A 16,110-nucleotide genomic window follows, 5' to 3' on the forward strand; every position below is an offset into this window, starting at 1 on the left:
GGAGTCAGTCGATACTATTCAACAGCCGTGCATAGTCAATCAACGAGATGTTCGCGCTTGAGCGCAGGAAATAAAGCGTTTTGAAAAAATCCACCACAGCACCCAGCTCTGTGCCGCTCTGGCGGCAGCAACTGCATTATCGGCTCAAGGAAGGTGCACTGATCGCCTTTGGTGCCTTGTGCCTGTACCTGATGATGGCTCTGTTGACCTACGATCAGAACGATCCGGGCTGGAGCCATACCAGCAGCTCCGCGCAGGTCCAGAACGCCGCAGGCCGTGCGGGTGCCTTTTGTGCCGATATCCTGTTCATGGTTCTGGGCTATTTCGCCTACATCTTTCCGTTGTTGCTGGCCATCAAGGCCTGGCAGGTCTTCAGTCAGCGCCATGAACCGTGGCAGTGGAGCGGCTGGCTGTTCTCCTGGCGCCTGATCGGCCTGGTATTCCTGGTGCTGGCGGGTGCGGCGCTGGCGCATATCCATTTCCATTTCGCGGCGGGCTTTCCTGGCTCTGCGGGCGGAGTGCTGGGGGAAGTGCTTGGCGATCTGGCCAAGAAAGCCCTCAATATCCAGGGCAGCACATTGCTGTTCATTGCCTTGTTCCTGTTCGGTCTGACGGTGTTTACCGACCTGTCCTGGTTCAAGGTCATGGATGTGACCGGCAAGATCACCCTCGATCTTTTCGAGCTTATCCAGAGTGCCGCCAACCGCTGGTGGATCGCTCGTACCGAGCGCAAGCAGATGGTTGCGCAGTTGCGTGAAGTCGATATGCGGGTCGATGAGGTCGTAGCGCCTGTCGTCAGCGACCGTCGTGAGCAGGTCAAGGCCCGGGAGCGTCTGATCGAGCGCGAGGAATCCCTGAGCAAGCACATGACCGAGCGCGAAAAACACGTGCCAGCGGTCATTGCTCCTGCGCCTGCGAAGGCGCCCGAGCCGAGCAAGCGTGTCCAGAAAGAGAAACAGGTGCCGTTGTTTGTCGACAGTGCCATCGAAGGCACCTTGCCGCCTATCTCGATTCTCGATCCGGCCGAAAAGAAGCAGCTCAACTATTCGCCCGAATCGCTGGCGGCGGTGGGGCACCTGCTGGAAATCAAGCTCAAGGAGTTCGGCGTCGAGGTTTCGGTGGACTCCATCCATCCCGGGCCGGTCATTACACGCTATGAAATCCAGCCTGCCGCCGGGGTCAAGGTCAGCCGTATCGCCAACCTTGCCAAGGACCTTGCCCGCTCCCTGGCCGTGACCAGCGTGCGGGTGGTCGAGGTGATTCCGGGCAAGACGACGGTCGGTATCGAAATCCCCAACGAAGACCGGCAGATCGTGCGGTTCTCCGAAGTGTTGTCCTCGCCCGAGTACGACAATGCCAAGTCGCCGGTTACCCTGGCGCTCGGGCATGACATCGGTGGTCGTCCGGTCATTACCGATCTGGCGAAGATGCCTCACCTGCTGGTGGCCGGTACGACCGGTTCCGGTAAGTCCGTGGGTGTGAACGCCATGATCCTGTCGATCCTGTTCAAGTCTGGCCCGGAAGACGCCAAGCTGATCATGATCGACCCGAAAATGCTTGAATTGTCGATCTACGAAGGCATTCCACACTTGCTGTGCCCGGTCGTGACCGACATGAAGGATGCGGCCAACGCCTTGCGTTGGAGCGTTGCCGAGATGGAGCGTCGTTACAAGCTGATGGCGGCCATGGGCGTGCGTAACCTTGCCGGCTTCAACCGCAAGATCAAGGACGCCGAGGAAGAGGGCAACCCGATTTCCGATCCGATGTATCGTCGTGAAAGCATCCATGACGAAGCACCGTTGCTCACCACCTTGCCGACCATCGTGGTGGTGGTCGATGAGTTCGCCGACATGATGATGATTGTCGGCAAGAAGGTCGAAGAGCTCATTGCCCGTATTGCGCAAAAGGCGCGGGCGGCCGGTATTCACCTGATCCTGGCAACCCAGCGCCCGTCGGTGGACGTCATCACCGGTCTTATCAAGGCCAACATCCCGACGCGCATGGCCTTCCAGGTGTCGAGCAAGATCGACTCGCGGACCATCATCGATCAGGGTGGCGCCGAGCAACTGCTGGGCCATGGTGACATGCTGTACATGCCGCCCGGTACAAGCCTGCCGATTCGCGTGCATGGCGCCTTCGTTTCCGACGAGGAAGTCCACCGTGTCGTGGAAGCCTGGAAAATGCGTGGCACGCCAAACTACAACGACGATATTCTGGCTGGCGTCGAAGAGGCCGGTAGCGGCTTCGATGGCGGCAGCGGCGAAGGCGGTGAAGACAGCGAGAGCGATGCCTTGTATGACGAGGCGGTGAAGTTCGTTCTTGAAAGCCGTCGTGCATCGATTTCAGCCGTGCAGCGTAAACTCAAGATTGGCTACAACCGTGCTGCGCGGATGATCGAGGCGATGGAAATGGCAGGTGTCGTGACGTCCATGAACACCAATGGCTCACGTGAAGTGATTGCGCCAGGCCCGATGCGCGACTGATTTAATCCCATAGCGCCGACAGCGTGCCGGGCACGCTGTCGGCGTTTCATGAATCCAATGAGGAATCCCATGCGTCTTATCCGCATGTTGTTGGCAACTGCACTGACGTTCTCCGCGATCCCGGCCCATGCCGACAGCAAGGACGTGGCGCGCCTGACCCAGTTGCTGGAAAAATCCCAGACCCTGACTGCCCGCTTTTCCCAGCTGACGCTCGATGGCAGCGGCACGCAATTGCAGGAAACTTCGGGTGAAATGGCTTTGCAGCGTCCAGGCCTGTTCAACTGGCACACCGATGCGCCGCAAGAGCAGTTGATGGTGTCCGACGGCAAGAAGGTTTCGCTCTGGGACCCGGATCTGCAACAAGTCACCATCAAGACTCTGGATCAGCGCCTGACCCAGACGCCGGCCCTGCTGCTGTCCGGTGATGTGTCGAAGATCAGCGAAAGCTTCGATATCACTGCCAAGGAAGCGGGTGGCGTGATCGACTTCGTGCTCAAGCCCAAGACCAAGGACACCCTGTTCGACAACCTGCGTCTGTCCTTTCGCAATGGCATCATCAACGACATGCAGTTGATCGACAGCGTCGGCCAGCGCACCAATATCCTGTTCACGGGCGTCAAGGCGAACGAGCCGATTGCGGCCAGCAAGTTCAAGTTCGACATTCCCAAGGGTGCCGATGTCATCCAGGAATAAAGAGGCTTAACCTCAGACCATGGACCTGTTTCGTAGCGAACCGATAGCTCAGCCACTGGCTGCACGTTTGCGTGCGACCAATCTGGACGAGTATGTCGGTCAGGAGCACCTGCTGGCTCACGGCAAGCCTCTGCGTGAGGCGCTGGAGCAGGGTGCTTTACACTCCATGATTTTCTGGGGGCCGCCGGGTGTGGGTAAAACCACACTGGCCAAGCTGCTGGCCAAGGTTTCCGATGCGCATTTCGAAACCGTTTCGGCTGTGCTTGCCGGGGTCAAGGAAATCCGGCAGGCGGTCGAGGTTGCCAGGCAGCAGGCCGGGCAATACGGGCGCCGCACCATCCTGTTTGTCGATGAGGTCCACCGCTTCAACAAGTCGCAGCAGGATGCCTTTCTGCCGTATGTCGAAGATGGCACCCTGATCTTTATCGGTGCTACCACTGAAAACCCTTCATTCGAGCTGAACAACGCCTTGCTCTCGCGAGCGCGGGTCTATGTGCTCAAGAGCCTCGACGAAGCAGCCTTGCGCAAGCTGGTGCATCGGGCACTGAATGAAGAGCGTGGCCTGGGCAAACATCACCTGAGTCTGAGCGACGAAGGTTTCGAGATGCTGATGTCGGCGGCTGATGGTGACGGTCGGCGCATGCTCAACCTGCTGGAAAACGCCTCCGACCTTGCCGAAGATGGCTCGCAGATCAGTGTCGATCTGCTGAAAAGCCTGCTTGGCGACAGCCGTCGCCGTTTCGACAAGGGCGGTGAAGCGTTCTACGACCAGATATCCGCGCTGCACAAATCCATTCGTGGCTCCAATCCCGATGCGGCCCTGTATTGGTTTGCACGAATGATCGATGGTGGCTGCGATCCGCTGTATCTGGCGCGTCGTGTGGTTCGCATGGCCAGCGAAGATATCGGCAATGCCGATCCGCGTGCCTTGCCGCTGTGCATGTCCGCCTGGGATGTGCAGGAACGTCTCGGCAGCCCGGAAGGTGAGCTTGCAGTGGCCCAGGCCATCGTTTATCTGGCCTGCGCGCCCAAAAGCAATGCGGTTTACATGGGCTTCAAGGCGGCGATGCGAGAGGCGACCGAGCACGGTTCGCTTGAAGTCCCGCTGCATTTGCGCAATGCGCCGACCAAACTCATGAAGCAACTGGGTTATGGCGAAGAATACCGCTATGCCCACGATGAGCCCGATGCCTACGCGGCCGGTGAAGACTACTTCCCCGAAGAGCTGGAACCACGCGAGTATTACAAGCCGGTGCCCCGTGGCCTGGAGCTTAAAATCGGCGAAAAGCTCAAACATCTGGCTTCATTGGACGCCGCCAGCCCTCGTCAGCGGAGAAAGTAGTGATTCAGACGATTCTTGCGGTGTCCGTAGCCGGTATCGCTGGTACATTATTGCGCTTTGCTGCAGGAACCTGGGTAAGCGCTAACTGGCCGCGGCATTTCTATACGGCAACTCTGGCGGTGAATATCGTCGGGTGCCTGATAATCGGCGTGCTTTACGGCCTGTTTCTGATTCGCCCGGAAGTGCCCATCGAGGTTCGTGCCGGCTTGATTGTCGGCTTTGTAGGCGGTCTGACGACCTTTTCATCCTTTTCACTGGATACGCTGCGCCTGCTGGAAAGCGGGCAAGTACCGATGGCTCTGGGCTATGCGGGTATCAGCGTGTTCGGCGGGCTGCTCGCAACCTGGGTTGGCCTGTCCCTGACCAGACTTTGATAGACGAGAGAACGATATGCTCGATTCCAAACTGTTACGTACCCAACTTCAGGACGTAGCGGATCGCCTGGCTTCCCGTGGTTTCACACTGGACGTAGCGCGCATCGAATCGCTGGAAAACCAGCGCAAGACGGTACAGACCCGCACCGAACAGTTGCAGGCCGAGCGTAATGCCCGTTCAAAATCCATCGGTCAGGCCAAGCAGCGCGGCGAAGACATCGCGCCGTTGATGGCGGATATCGACCGTATGGCTGAAGAGCTCAGCAACGGCAAGAAAGAGCTGGACGGCATTCAGTCCGAGCTGGACGCCATGCTGCTGAGCATGCCGAACCTGCCTCACGAGTCCGTGCCGGTAGGTGCTGACGAGGATGGAAACGTCGAAGTGCGTACCTGGGGCACGCCTGCTGCCTTCGACTTCGCCGTTCAGGACCACGTTGCCCTGGGCGAGAAATACGGCTGGCTGGACTTCGAGACCGCCGCCAAGCTGTCCGGCGCACGCTTTGCCCTGCTGCGCGGGCCAATCGCCCGTCTGCATCGCGCCCTGGCGCAGTTCATGATCAACCTGCACATCAACGAACACGGCTATGAAGAGGCCTACACGCCTTATCTGGTACAGGCGCCTGCCTTGCAAGGCACCGGTCAGTTGCCGAAGTTCGAGGAAGACCTGTTCAAGATCTCCCGTGATGGCGAAGCCGATCTGTATCTGATCCCGACCGCCGAAGTGTCGCTGACCAACATCGTCTCCGGCGAGATTCTCGATCCCAAGCAGCTGCCGCTGAAGTTCGTTGCGCACACACCATGCTTCCGTAGCGAAGCCGGTGCTTCGGGGCGCGATACCCGCGGCATGATCCGTCAGCACCAGTTCGACAAGGTCGAGATGGTACAGATCGTTGCGCCGGATCAGTCCATGGAAGCACTGGAAGGCCTGACCGCCAACGCCGAGCGCGTCCTGCAATTGCTGGAGCTGCCTTACCGCGTTCTGGCGCTTTGCACCGGCGACATGGGCTTCAGTGCCGTCAAGACCTATGACCTTGAAGTCTGGATTCCGAGCCAGGACAAGTTCCGCGAGATTTCTTCGTGCTCCAACTGCGGAGACTTCCAGGCGCGTCGCATGCAGGCCCGCTGGCGCAACCCGGAAACCGGCAAGCCGGAACTGGTTCATACCCTGAACGGTTCGGGCCTGGCGGTTGGCCGTACCCTGGTCGCGGTGCTGGAAAACTACCAGCAGGCTGACGGCTCGATCCGTGTGCCTGAAGTGCTCAAGCCCTATATGGGCGGCCTTGAGGTCATCGGCTAAATGGAATTCCTGCCGCTGTTCCACAATCTGCGTGGCAGTTGGGTGCTGGTCGTCGGTGGCGGCGAGATTGCCTTGCGCAAGTCTCGCCTGCTGGCCGAAGCCGGTGCGCTGTTGCGGGTGGTCGCTCCCGACATCGAAGAGCAACTGCGCGAGCTGGTAGAGCGCAGCGGTGGCGAATTGATCCTTCGCGGTTACAGCGAAGGCGATCTGGACGGCTGTGTATTGGTCATTGCCGCCACCGACGATGAGCCGCTCAATGCCCAGGTGTCCCAGGATGCCAGGCAGCGTTGTGTTCCCGTCAATGTGGTGGATGCGCCAGCCCTGTGTACGGTCATCTTCCCGGCCATTGTCGACCGTTCACCCCTGGTGATTGCGGTTTCCAGTGGCGGCGATGCTCCGGTACTGGCGCGTTTGATCCGCGCCAAGCTGGAAACCTGGATACCTTCTACCTACGGCCAGTTGGCCGGGCTTGCGGCGCGTTTTCGCAATCAGGTCAAAGGGCTGTTTCCGGATGTTCAGCAACGGCGGGCGTTCTGGGAAGATGTTTTCCAGGGGCCTATCGCCGACAGGCAACTGGCCGGGCAGGGTGGTGAAGCCGAGAAGCTGCTGATTGCCAAGATCGCAGGCGATGCGCCCAAGGCTCAGGGTGAGGTTTATCTGGTGGGCGCTGGTCCCGGTGACCCGGACCTGCTGACCTTCCGCGCCTTGCGTCTGATGCAGCAAGCCGATGTCGTGCTGTATGACCGTCTTGTTGCTCCAGCGATTCTCGATCTTTGCCGTCGTGATGCCGAGCGTGTCTATGTGGGCAAGCGTCGGGCCGATCATGCGTTGCCTCAGGATCAGATCAACCAGCAACTGGTTGCCCTGGCCAAAGAGGGCAAGCGCGTTGTACGTCTGAAGGGCGGTGATCCATTCATCTTCGGCCGTGGTGGCGAAGAGATTGAAGAGCTGGCTTCCCATGGCATCCCGTTTCAGGTCGTGCCGGGCATCACGGCAGCCAGTGGCTGCGCGGCTTATGCCGGGATTCCGCTGACCCATCGGGACTATGCCCAGTCGGTGCGATTCATCACCGGGCATCTGAAAGACGGCACCAGCAATCTGCCCTGGGATGATCTGGTTTCGCCCGCGCAGACCCTGGTGTTCTACATGGGCTTGATCGGGCTGCCGATCATCTGTGAGCAATTGATCAAGCATGGTCGATCGGCGGACACGCCTGCTGCATTGATTCAGCAGGGCACGACTTCCAGCCAGCGTGTTTTCACTGGCACCTTGGCCAACCTGCCTCAGTTGGTGGCAGAGCATGAAGTTCATGCTCCGACACTGGTGATCGTGGGGGAAGTAGTCGTGTTACGCGAAAAACTGGCCTGGTTCGAAGGCGCACAATCCAGCGTCTGATTCTTGTGATAGCCCATGTGGGAGGCAGCTTGCTGGCGACTTCAGCGTAAGGACGCAGAATATCTGCCGGTTTTGAGGCCTTTTTCGCCAGCAAGCTGCCTCCTGCAAGTTTCTTTGCGCCTTAACTGATCGGCATTGCTTCGTAGATTCCCTTGCCCGGCAAACGCTCGCGGTCATGGCTGGCTTCCAGGCTCAATGCCGGGCCTTTGGGGACTATCCCGGTCGGATTGATGGTGCGATGGCTAGCGTAGTAATGGCCTTTGATGTGTTCAAGGTCTACGGTTTCGGCAATCCCCGGCCATTGATACAGCTCTCGCAGCCAGTTGCTCAGGTTGGGATAGTCGGCGATGCGTCGCAGGTTGCACTTGAAGTGGCTGTAATAGACCGCATCGAAACGCACGATGGTGGTGAAGAGCCGAACATCGGCTTCGGTCAGGTATTCACCCGCCAGATAGCGATTTTCCCCCAGCAGCTTTTCCAGCACATCCAGCTCGGTGAACAAGGCATCGAATGCTTCTTCGTACGCGCCTTGCGAGGTGGCAAAACCTGCCCGGTACACACCGTTATTGACGGTGGGGTAAATCTGCTCGTTTAGCAGGTCGATTCTTGATTGCAGGGCGCTCGGATACAGGTCCAGATGATTGTCTGTCAGGCCATTGAATGCCGAGTTGAACATGCGGATGATTTCCGCCGATTCGTTGCTGACGATACGCTGCTGCTGTTTGTCCCACAGCACCGGCACGGTGACGCGGCCGGTATAGCGCGCATCATCTGCGGTGTAGCGTTGATGGAGAAACTGCAGGTTTTCGAGCTTATCGCCCGTCGAGCCTGTCTGTGGATCGAAGGTCCAGCCGTTTTCCAGCATCAGCCAGCTGACCACCGAAACATCGATCAGATCTTCCAGGCCTTTGAGTTTGCGCAGGATGAGGGTGCGGTGAGCCCACGGGCAGGCCAGCGATACGTACAGATGGTAGCGACCCGCCTGGGCTGCAAAGCCGCCTTCACCGGTAGGACCGGGTTTGCCGCTGGCCGTGACCCAGTTACGACGCTGGGCGTTTTCCCGTTGGAATGCCCCATCCTTGCTGCTTTCGTACCACTGGTCATGCCAGCGTCCTTCGATGAGAAGGCCCATGTCTGACTCCAATCTGTAAATGAATATAGGTTGTGAGTCAGTCTAATCGAGTTGGTTCGACATAAAAGCGCAAAGAATGGCCTCTCATGATCGAATAAATCGATAGATTAAAGGGCCTTGTCTCGGCGATCCCAGAAGCTTTGTGCTTGCTCGAAGGCTTCCTCGCGCTGGATACCGAGCCCGCGCAAAGCCAGGGCAATGGTGGAAATCAGGGCGAGTTGCGGATAGCTGTCTTCTATCTCGCCACGCCACAAGGCCACCAGTTGCTGTGGTTCCAGCGTTGCGGGTTTGACGTGGCGTCTTGGCGAGAGTGCAGGCCATTCCTCATCCCAGGCTTGCCCGTTGCTGGTGCCATACAAGTGGCTGATGGTGTCGGGGTTGATCTCGATTTCGCCGCCATCGCCCTTGACCACAATGGCATTGTCGCCCAGCAGGGTGCTGGCCTCGCGATGCACGCTTTGGTAGCCAGGGTGAAAGATGCTCTGCAGGCCGCAACGGGCATTCAGCGGATTGAGAACCCTGGCCAGCGAGTGAATCGGTGAGCGCAGGCCCAATGTGTTGCGCAGATCGATCATGCGTTGCAACTGCGGAGCCCAGTCACCCAGCGGGATAAATGCCAGATTGTGTTGCTCCAGTGCGCTTTCCACCGTTTGCCAGTTACGGCATAGCGGGATATCCAGCAGGCCGAGCAATTGTTCCGTATAGAGCCGCCCGGCGGTATGCGCGCCGCCGCCATGCAGCAGCACCTTGATACCGTTCTGCGCCAGGCACTTTGCGGCCAGCAGATACCAGGGCAGGTGGCGCTTCTTGCCGGAGTAGGTTGGCCAGTCGATATCGACCTGTATGGGCGGGGCCGTGAGGCGTTCGCGAACCGCTTCGGTGAACCCGGCCAGTTCTTCCGGGCTTTCTTCCTTGTGGCGCAATAGCATAAGGAAGGCGCCGAGTTGCGTGTCTTCGACCTTCTCATCGAGCAGCATGCCCATGGCTTCCCGGGCTTCTTCGCGGGTCAGGTTGCGGGCACCGCGTTTGCCTTTGCCCAGAGCACGGACGAACTGGGCAAAAGGATGCTCGGCAGGTGTTTCGGTGACGAGGGGAGCGTAATCGTTCATATGCAATTGGTCGGCTTCGGCAGGCCCGCCAGCTTGGCGGCCAGTTTGGCGGGAGTGCCATTGAACAGGCGGTTGAGATGCATGCTGTTGCCTTTTTCCGGTCCCAGTTTGAGTGCGGTGTACTTGATCAATGGGCGAGTGGCGGGCGAGAGCTGAAATTCTGCATGGAAATCGCGTAGCAGCTCCAGAATTTCCACATGCTCGGCGCTCAGGGCAATACCTTCCTCTGCAGCCAGCGCATGGGCCACTTCCAGCGACCAGTCGTGCAGGTCCCGAAGGAAACCATCCTTATCCAGGGCAATGCTGCGTTCGGCAACGATCAACTGTTTCATAACCAGGTATTGACCTTGTCGAAACGGATCGACAGCTCGACGAAGCCCGGATAATCGACGCCAGTTGCACCTTCAGGCAACTGCAGGTTGCGGGCTTTCATATCTTCATCCAGCGCGAACAGCTTGAGCGCGGGCAACTGTTTTTCCAGTGCCAGCAAGGGGGCGCTGGAGGGCATCAAGGCGTAGGTTGCATCGCCGCACAGCAGCAGGCCGTCATTTGGCCCCAGCAGGCTCAGGCAGCTATCCAGCCGGGTGTCGGCAAAGGGCGAGTGAGAAAGAACATGCAAGGTAGCCATCAGATCGTTATCACTTGGTCGTAGCGGTCAATAAGGGCCGATAACTCGGCTCTTGCGGACAGATGATGGATTTCGGCATCCAGCTCGGCATGGGGCATGCCACGTGCTGCCAGGCTTTGGCCGCAGGCATAGACCTCTTCCACGCCAAACATCGACAGGGCTTTCAGATTGGCGGTGAGGTCTTTTTGTTGCAGCGCCGAGGCGTTCTGCTGTGGCAGCAACTGAAACACTCCATCATCCATGAACAGCAGCCCCACCGGCAGGTCATAGGCGCCGCCCGCCAGCACGATATCCAGCGCTTCACGGGCACTCGTGTCTGACCAGGGTGCCTGACGGCTGATGATCAACAGTGACTTGGCCATTTCAAGGCCCTCCGAAACAGATCAACCGATCCGCCGATTGCACGGCGTCGTGCAACTGGCCCAGCCCGGACAATTCCCAGGGTTCAAGGAGATTGGCGGACGGGCGCTGATAGCGCTCGGCTTCTTCTGCATTCAGCACGCCACGACGCAAGGCGGCTGCGATGCAGACCACGCCATCAAGCTGGTGCTTCACGATGAAGTCGCGCCATTGCTGTGACAGGTCCTGCTCATCCTGTGGCGACACGACATTGGCCGAAGCACTGTGGACGCCATCCTGATAAAAGAACAGACGCACAATCTCATGGCCGCCTGCCAATACAGCCTCTGCAAATAGCAGGGCGCGTCGAGAGGAGGGCGCATGGGCCGCGGAAAAAAGGGATATGGCGAATTTCATTGTCGGCTCTGTCGGCGGAACATGCGCAATGATAAAGAATTCACGGAGGCTGGACAGCAAAAAGCCCGCGAAGGCGGGCTTTTTGTTGAAACCGGACAGCTATCAGTCGTCGCGGCTCATGATGCCGAAGATCTGCAACAGGCTGACGAACAGGTTGTAGATCGATACATACAGGCTGACAGTCGCCATGATGTAGTTACGCTCGCCGCCATGGATGATGGCACTGGTCTGGAACAGGATGCAGACCGAGGAGAACAGCACGAAACCTGCGCTGATCGCCAGTTGCAGCCCGCTGATCTCGAAGAACAGGCTGGCCAGTACGGCGCCCATCAGAACGAAGAAGCCAGCAGTGATGAAGCCACCCAGGAAGCTCATGTCCTTGCGGGTCATCAGCACATAAGCCGACAGACCGCCGAACACCAGAGCTGTCATCGCGAACGCCGAGCTGACAACTTCAGCGCCGCCCGACATGCCCAGGTAACGGTTGAGGATCGGGCCCAGCAGGAAACCCATGAAGCCGGTCAGGGCGAACGTCGAAACCAGACCCCACGCCGAATCACGCAGCTTGTTGGTGAGGAAGAACAGACCATAGAAGCCGATCAGCACCACGAAAATGTTCGGGTAACCGACGCGCATCTGCTGGGCTACAAAGGCCATGACGCCGCTGAAAGCCAGGGTCAGGGCGAGAAGACCGTAAGTGTTGCGCAGGACACGACTAACCTCTAGCTGGTCGGCCTGCATGCCGGTTTTAAGGGCGTAATCCTGTTCGCGCATTGCGAAACTCCTTCCTGTTGAAATGTTGAGTTGCAAAGATCATAACAGAGGCGCTGCAACTGGCCACCCAGAGAGTTTGACAGCTTGTTTCATTCCGGTATTATGGCGCCCGCAACGCAAGTGGAAGTATGGCCGAGTGGTTTAAGGCAGCAGTCTTGAAAACTGCCGACTGTAACAGGTCCTAGAGTTCTTATCTAAGGTTCTTCCTGGCTGCAGACTACATACCTCCCATCAGCAGCATCCGGGAAATTGGCAGAGTGGTTGAATGCACCGGTCTTGAAAACCGGCGAACGTTAATAGCGTTCCCAGGGTTCGAATCCCTGGTTTCCCGCCACACTCAGCAAAATCAGGGCTTAGAGCGATCTAGGCCCTTTTTTGTGCCTGGTCATTTGCGATGCCCCGGCCAGGCGTATATCCCCCCAAAGCCTAGAATCACCAGTATGCACTCAGCCAAATGCACGCTACTGCGCTCTGCTGCACACCAAAAAGACAAGACGCTTTCAACTGCATGCTTGTGAAAGCCCCATTCCTATTGATGTTCAGGGCCATTGGTGTAGCGGAAAGAGCTCAATCCTGTTGCTTCACCTCCCAACGAACCGAGCAACAAACCAACCAACCTATCAGCGCCCAGTCCCACATTTGACGAAAGGATCGCGTAACTGACTGAATGTCCGAGCGGTGCAGATATCGAAGCAGACATCGATATTTGGTTGGGAAGCGATGTTACCCCCTCGGAAAGCCATCTATCCGGACATGCGCGTTGCGCCTGCGGCTCAGTAGATTTCAAGCGCATGGGAAGTGGAATTTCCTAGAAGCGAGCGAGAAGGAGCTTTTAGTGATGATTGATATTGTGGCGGCCAAAGCGACTGAGAATCCGTTGGCGTTCATTGGAATCAGTGTGGCAGCGGCCTCACTTCTGGTTGCCATCAGCTCGCTGACGCTCACTTGGCGTCTCTGGAGGAAAACGAACCGGCCTATCCTCACTGCATGGATTGCGAGTGCAGCCGCTGGCGAGAAGGGTATCGCGCTGAATATCGTGTTGGAAAATTCTGGGAATCGGCCCGCTAAAAACATCAAGTTGGTTGCGATCAAGAAGTACGTTCTAGCAGCTTTGGATCACCCGAACGGAGCTGAAATCCCACGCGATGCGCGGCACTGTTTTTTCAGCGATAAACAAATTTCTGTGCTGGCCAACGGCAAGCGGATCACAAACGCTTTTGGACACCTTGGTGGAGAGCCAGGGGCTTGGAAGAGCGGAGGGGTCATTCCGTTGGTTATCGAGTATCGAGGGCTTGAGAACCAGCGCTATCGGGCAAGGATGAACCTGATCCTGGTTGACGATAACGGCTTCGCACAGAGCTCATGGGATACTGCGCACGAGTTGTAATCGTCTGCGCATAACCCACCCTCCGCAGTACCTCCGGATAACCTCAGCCGGTATTATTGATGGTTGCGCCCCTGTGGGGGGCGGCTGTCGTGAACCAAGCCCGATAGAGAGCGCCGGTCTTGGCCCTGCGGGCTTCCATCCTCACGTCTGCGAGCTCCGCTTGCTTACAGGCGGCGCGCAATGCTCATCATCGCCACTAGAAAGACGATGGAGACGTCAAAGTGGTGAGAAGTCCATGAAAGTGCAGGTGCATCGGGGCGCCTTGCTCCGGGACGTCATACGCTGATCGGCTGACGTAAGGATCGTGGCTCCCCGGCACCTAAAGATTTCTCACAATGGGTCTGAGGCTTCAGTGTAGTGAGGGTCATAGTCCGTGGCGGGCTTGACGGTTTCCTCGATTATTTCGACCCCATACTTTTCTGCGAGGAAACGTTCTCGGTACAGGTAGTAGGCCGCGTCGCACACTTTCATGGTGAAGTAGGCGTTGAAGCCGCCGCCCACTGCAGCGCCGATGGCTGGAATTGCCTGTGCGAGCTTGGCTTTGGTGAGGCGTATACCCAAGGCTTTCGCTATTTCCTGGATGATCTTAACGAAAGCGTTTTTTTCGAGTTCCTGCCACGTGGCTTTTTTCGCGACATCCTGTGAAATCTTGATCAGCTGAGCCATGGCGAGGGTTTTGGAGCTGTCGGTGGGGGACGACGCCAAGCCTAGTACGTTGAAGGCAAACAGCCGCTCTTCTTGGCGCGAGGTATCAAAGCCATAGTACGCGGCGTATTCGCCGATCGCCCGAAGGTTCAGTGTGATCAACGCCGGGATGTCGATTGCAAGTCCGGGAAGGCCCACGACGCCGGCTCCGGCACCCTCTACCAAGGCAATGCCCTTGTACTTGGCGCCGAGGAAGCCAACAACCTTATCAATCTGCTCTAGATCGAGGTCAAGGATGTCCTTATGGGTTTTGATGGTGCTGTGGCCGTCGCCACGGAACTCCTCAAAAATTGCTTCAGGTCTGACGCTCCACTGTGCTGCGTCGTGGCACACACTAGTAAGGCCCTCAATAGCTCCTCTGATGGCAGGGCCGACTCCTGGCGCGTTGAACAGGAGGTCGCCTGCCTTATCCAAGGGCTGGTTTATCACCCGCAACGCTTGGCCGAACCAGCCGACTTCAGGCTCCTTCCAGTTGTGAATCTCTTTGAGTGCGTGTTGCTCGTATTTGCTCAGCTTCGACATGCCGGATCCTTGAGAGATGAATCAATCATCAGTGATTCTGAAGGGCCAGTATACCGCGAGGGGCTCAGCTGAATGCTTATGGAAGGTGTGCATCGGGCGGTGGGGCGTTAGTGATTTCTCGGCTGAGAAGCGCTCCGCACAATGGGCGGCGCAGTTATAAGACTCCCAGATGTTTCGCTGCGAGAAACAGCAGCCTAGGCGAATACATGTGTTTGCAACGCTTCATCGTCCAGCCCGTGCTAGAGCCTTGGGCTCCCAACCATGCGTAGCTGGAAGTGCTTTGCAATTCGTGATGACGTATTGATATTATGTTTTGGATCCATTCGGCGGTGTTCCAACCTGTCGGGATACCGTCGATGTGGCGCTCAGCGACGCATTACCGGGTCAAGCTGCATGTCTTGGCTCTGGCCCCTTAGCCAGAGCTTTAGGCAATTTCGGTTCCAGATACGCCATGGCTTTGCCGCTGACTGTCTGGATGGTACCTACCTATTGTGGAGCGTTATCCGATGTATACGAGCATCAAGCCTGGCCCTAAGCCTAAGCGTGAAGACGGTGGAGACGATCGTCGCCGTCATGTGAACCCAGAGAATAAGCCGAAGCACCCTACGCTTCCGGTGCATAAGCCTGAAAAGTAAGCTAAGTCAGCGTTGTCGGTTTATGCAGGCGCTCTTTCGAACATCGATGGGGCGTTTGCACGCCATTCGATTTGAAGCTGAATACCGATGCTTAGATCGCTGTGATGAGCATTTTCTGGGTTGAGGTGGGGTTTCAATCTTTCATACCGCTCCATTACCTTCTGTCGGTTCACATTGCATGCAACGAACATCGTCATGGCTGACAAGCCTCTATATGAGGAACTCGTCGAGCGGTAACAGACAGCGCTGATATCCGTGACGCCAAGATGCAGAGAGTAGGGCTCAAGGGGGCACGGATGCATTTCATAAGATTGCCTGATGGCTTCAATCCAAAGAAAACACCACGGGGACTAGGGCTAGACGCTGATCCGTCGCCTGATTCCTGATGATTTAAGGCTTTGCAGTGAGCTAAATCTTTTTACTACCTGGTGTTTGAGCTACGCCTTGAAGCGGAAAATTAACATCCGTGAAAGCGAGGTTGGGCCAATAGTTCTCGAACGTGGATTAGTCAAGTTTTCTGGCGTTTGATCGCTCATGCTCGTCAATAAAATTCCACACCAACCTCATTCGTCGAGTCCATCCTTTTGCAGCCAAGAGAGTCTCGGCGAATTCAAGACCAACGCCGATTTTGGACATTTTTTTAACAAAGTGAGACTTGGCCTCGTAGGGGTTGTCGGTAATTCTTTTTCTGATTACATCTGACTCTCGGTAAGCTAGCCCTATTTTTTGGAAAATAGAATCGCCGAAAGAGTCCCATTTTTTGATGGAGGAATACATGTAGAAATCAGTCTCATCACATGCGTTCACAGAAATTGTTATGCGTAGGGAGGTCATGTTGGGTACCTTCTTATTGTTGTTTAAACATGTTGGCAGTCATC

Annotated in this window: 16 protein-coding genes and 2 tRNA genes; 9 read left to right on the forward strand and 9 right to left on the reverse strand. The window is 57.1% G+C overall.

Annotation, left to right across the window (positions count from 1 at the left end; all coding sequences use genetic code 11):
- Positions 1 to 80: 80 nt before the first annotated feature.
- The 6 genes from ftsK to cysG all read left to right on the forward strand — a co-directional run bounded on the left by ftsK (position 81) and on the right by cysG (position 7,584).
- Positions 81 to 2,483 carry a DNA translocase FtsK gene (gene ftsK, locus ACODS3_RS02975; RefSeq protein ID WP_304573823.1) on the forward strand — a complete coding sequence of 801 codons (2,403 nt, stop codon included), beginning with the start codon at positions 81 to 83 and terminating at the stop codon, positions 2,481 to 2,483.
- A 69-nt stretch (positions 2,484 to 2,552) separates the two neighbouring features.
- Positions 2,553 to 3,176, forward strand: a complete 624-nt coding sequence (lolA, locus tag ACODS3_RS02980; protein WP_025259498.1) for an outer membrane lipoprotein periplasmic chaperone LolA — start codon at positions 2,553 to 2,555, stop codon at positions 3,174 to 3,176.
- A 19-nt stretch (positions 3,177 to 3,195) separates the two neighbouring features.
- Entirely contained in the window at positions 3,196 to 4,518 is a 1,323-nt protein-coding gene (locus ACODS3_RS02985; protein WP_489033174.1) for a replication-associated recombination protein A, read from the forward strand.
- On the forward strand, positions 4,518 to 4,892 hold the full coding sequence (gene crcB / locus ACODS3_RS02990; protein ID WP_025259500.1) for a fluoride efflux transporter CrcB: 375 nt from the start codon (positions 4,518 to 4,520) through the stop codon (positions 4,890 to 4,892). Before ACODS3_RS02985 ends, crcB begins: the two co-directional genes overlap by 1 nt.
- 16 nt (positions 4,893 to 4,908) lie before the next feature.
- A complete protein-coding gene (serS, locus tag ACODS3_RS02995) occupies positions 4,909 to 6,189 on the forward strand; it encodes a serine--tRNA ligase (RefSeq protein WP_304573824.1) in 1,281 nt (426 codons plus the stop codon).
- Positions 6,190 to 7,584, forward strand: coding sequence for a siroheme synthase CysG (cysG, locus tag ACODS3_RS03000; protein ID WP_304573825.1), 1,395 nt, complete (start codon positions 6,190 to 6,192; stop codon positions 7,582 to 7,584). It begins immediately after the preceding gene.
- A 121-nt stretch (positions 7,585 to 7,705) separates the two neighbouring features.
- Here cysG and ACODS3_RS03005 read toward each other — a convergent pair whose 3' ends face one another.
- The 7 genes from ACODS3_RS03005 to ACODS3_RS03035 all read right to left on the reverse strand — a co-directional run bounded on the left by ACODS3_RS03005 (position 7,706) and on the right by ACODS3_RS03035 (position 11,983).
- A complete protein-coding gene (locus ACODS3_RS03005; protein ID WP_201017792.1) occupies positions 7,706 to 8,716 on the reverse strand; it encodes a glutathione S-transferase family protein in 1,011 nt (336 codons plus the stop codon).
- A 107-nt stretch (positions 8,717 to 8,823) separates the two neighbouring features.
- Entirely contained in the window at positions 8,824 to 9,825 is a 1,002-nt protein-coding gene (locus ACODS3_RS03010) for a glycosyl transferase family protein (RefSeq protein ID WP_489033177.1), read from the reverse strand.
- Positions 9,822 to 10,157, reverse strand: coding sequence for a TusE/DsrC/DsvC family sulfur relay protein (locus ACODS3_RS03015; RefSeq protein ID WP_201017790.1), 336 nt, complete (start codon positions 10,155 to 10,157; stop codon positions 9,822 to 9,824). The genes ACODS3_RS03010 and ACODS3_RS03015 overlap by 4 nt, the downstream gene beginning before the upstream one ends.
- Complete coding sequence (tusB, locus tag ACODS3_RS03020) at positions 10,154 to 10,453, reverse strand: sulfurtransferase complex subunit TusB (RefSeq protein ID WP_201017789.1); 300 nt, start codon at positions 10,451 to 10,453, stop codon at positions 10,154 to 10,156. Before tusB ends, ACODS3_RS03015 begins: the two co-directional genes overlap by 4 nt.
- Positions 10,453 to 10,815, reverse strand: coding sequence for a sulfurtransferase complex subunit TusC (tusC, locus tag ACODS3_RS03025; protein ID WP_201017788.1), 363 nt, complete (start codon positions 10,813 to 10,815; stop codon positions 10,453 to 10,455). The genes tusB and tusC overlap by 1 nt, the downstream gene beginning before the upstream one ends.
- A gap of 1 nt (position 10,816) precedes the next feature.
- Positions 10,817 to 11,209, reverse strand: coding sequence for a sulfurtransferase complex subunit TusD (tusD, locus tag ACODS3_RS03030; protein ID WP_025259508.1), 393 nt, complete (start codon positions 11,207 to 11,209; stop codon positions 10,817 to 10,819).
- Between the two features lie 102 nt (positions 11,210 to 11,311).
- Positions 11,312 to 11,983 (reverse strand): Bax inhibitor-1/YccA family protein, encoded by a 672-nt coding sequence (locus ACODS3_RS03035; RefSeq protein ID WP_198728234.1) that lies wholly within the window; start codon positions 11,981 to 11,983, stop codon positions 11,312 to 11,314.
- A 122-nt stretch (positions 11,984 to 12,105) separates the two neighbouring features.
- Between ACODS3_RS03035 and ACODS3_RS03040 the strand changes: the two genes are divergently transcribed.
- The 3 genes from ACODS3_RS03040 to ACODS3_RS03050 all read left to right on the forward strand — a co-directional run bounded on the left by ACODS3_RS03040 (position 12,106) and on the right by ACODS3_RS03050 (position 13,370).
- A tRNA-Ser gene (locus ACODS3_RS03040) sits at positions 12,106 to 12,191 on the forward strand.
- Between the two features lie 35 nt (positions 12,192 to 12,226).
- Positions 12,227 to 12,317 (forward strand) — tRNA-Ser (locus tag ACODS3_RS03045).
- A gap of 504 nt (positions 12,318 to 12,821) precedes the next feature.
- A complete protein-coding gene (locus tag ACODS3_RS03050) occupies positions 12,822 to 13,370 on the forward strand; it encodes a hypothetical protein (protein ID WP_489033181.1) in 549 nt (182 codons plus the stop codon).
- A gap of 330 nt (positions 13,371 to 13,700) precedes the next feature.
- Here ACODS3_RS03050 and ACODS3_RS03055 read toward each other — a convergent pair whose 3' ends face one another.
- Both ACODS3_RS03055 and ACODS3_RS03060 read right to left on the reverse strand, forming a co-directional pair.
- Entirely contained in the window at positions 13,701 to 14,597 is an 897-nt protein-coding gene (locus ACODS3_RS03055) for an EcsC family protein (protein WP_489033183.1), read from the reverse strand.
- 1,139 nt (positions 14,598 to 15,736) lie between these two features.
- Complete coding sequence (locus ACODS3_RS03060; protein ID WP_489033185.1) at positions 15,737 to 16,066, reverse strand: hypothetical protein; 330 nt, start codon at positions 16,064 to 16,066, stop codon at positions 15,737 to 15,739.
- Between the last annotated feature and the right edge of the window lie 44 nt (positions 16,067 to 16,110).

Source organism: Pseudomonas sp. FG43, from assembly GCF_057809175.1.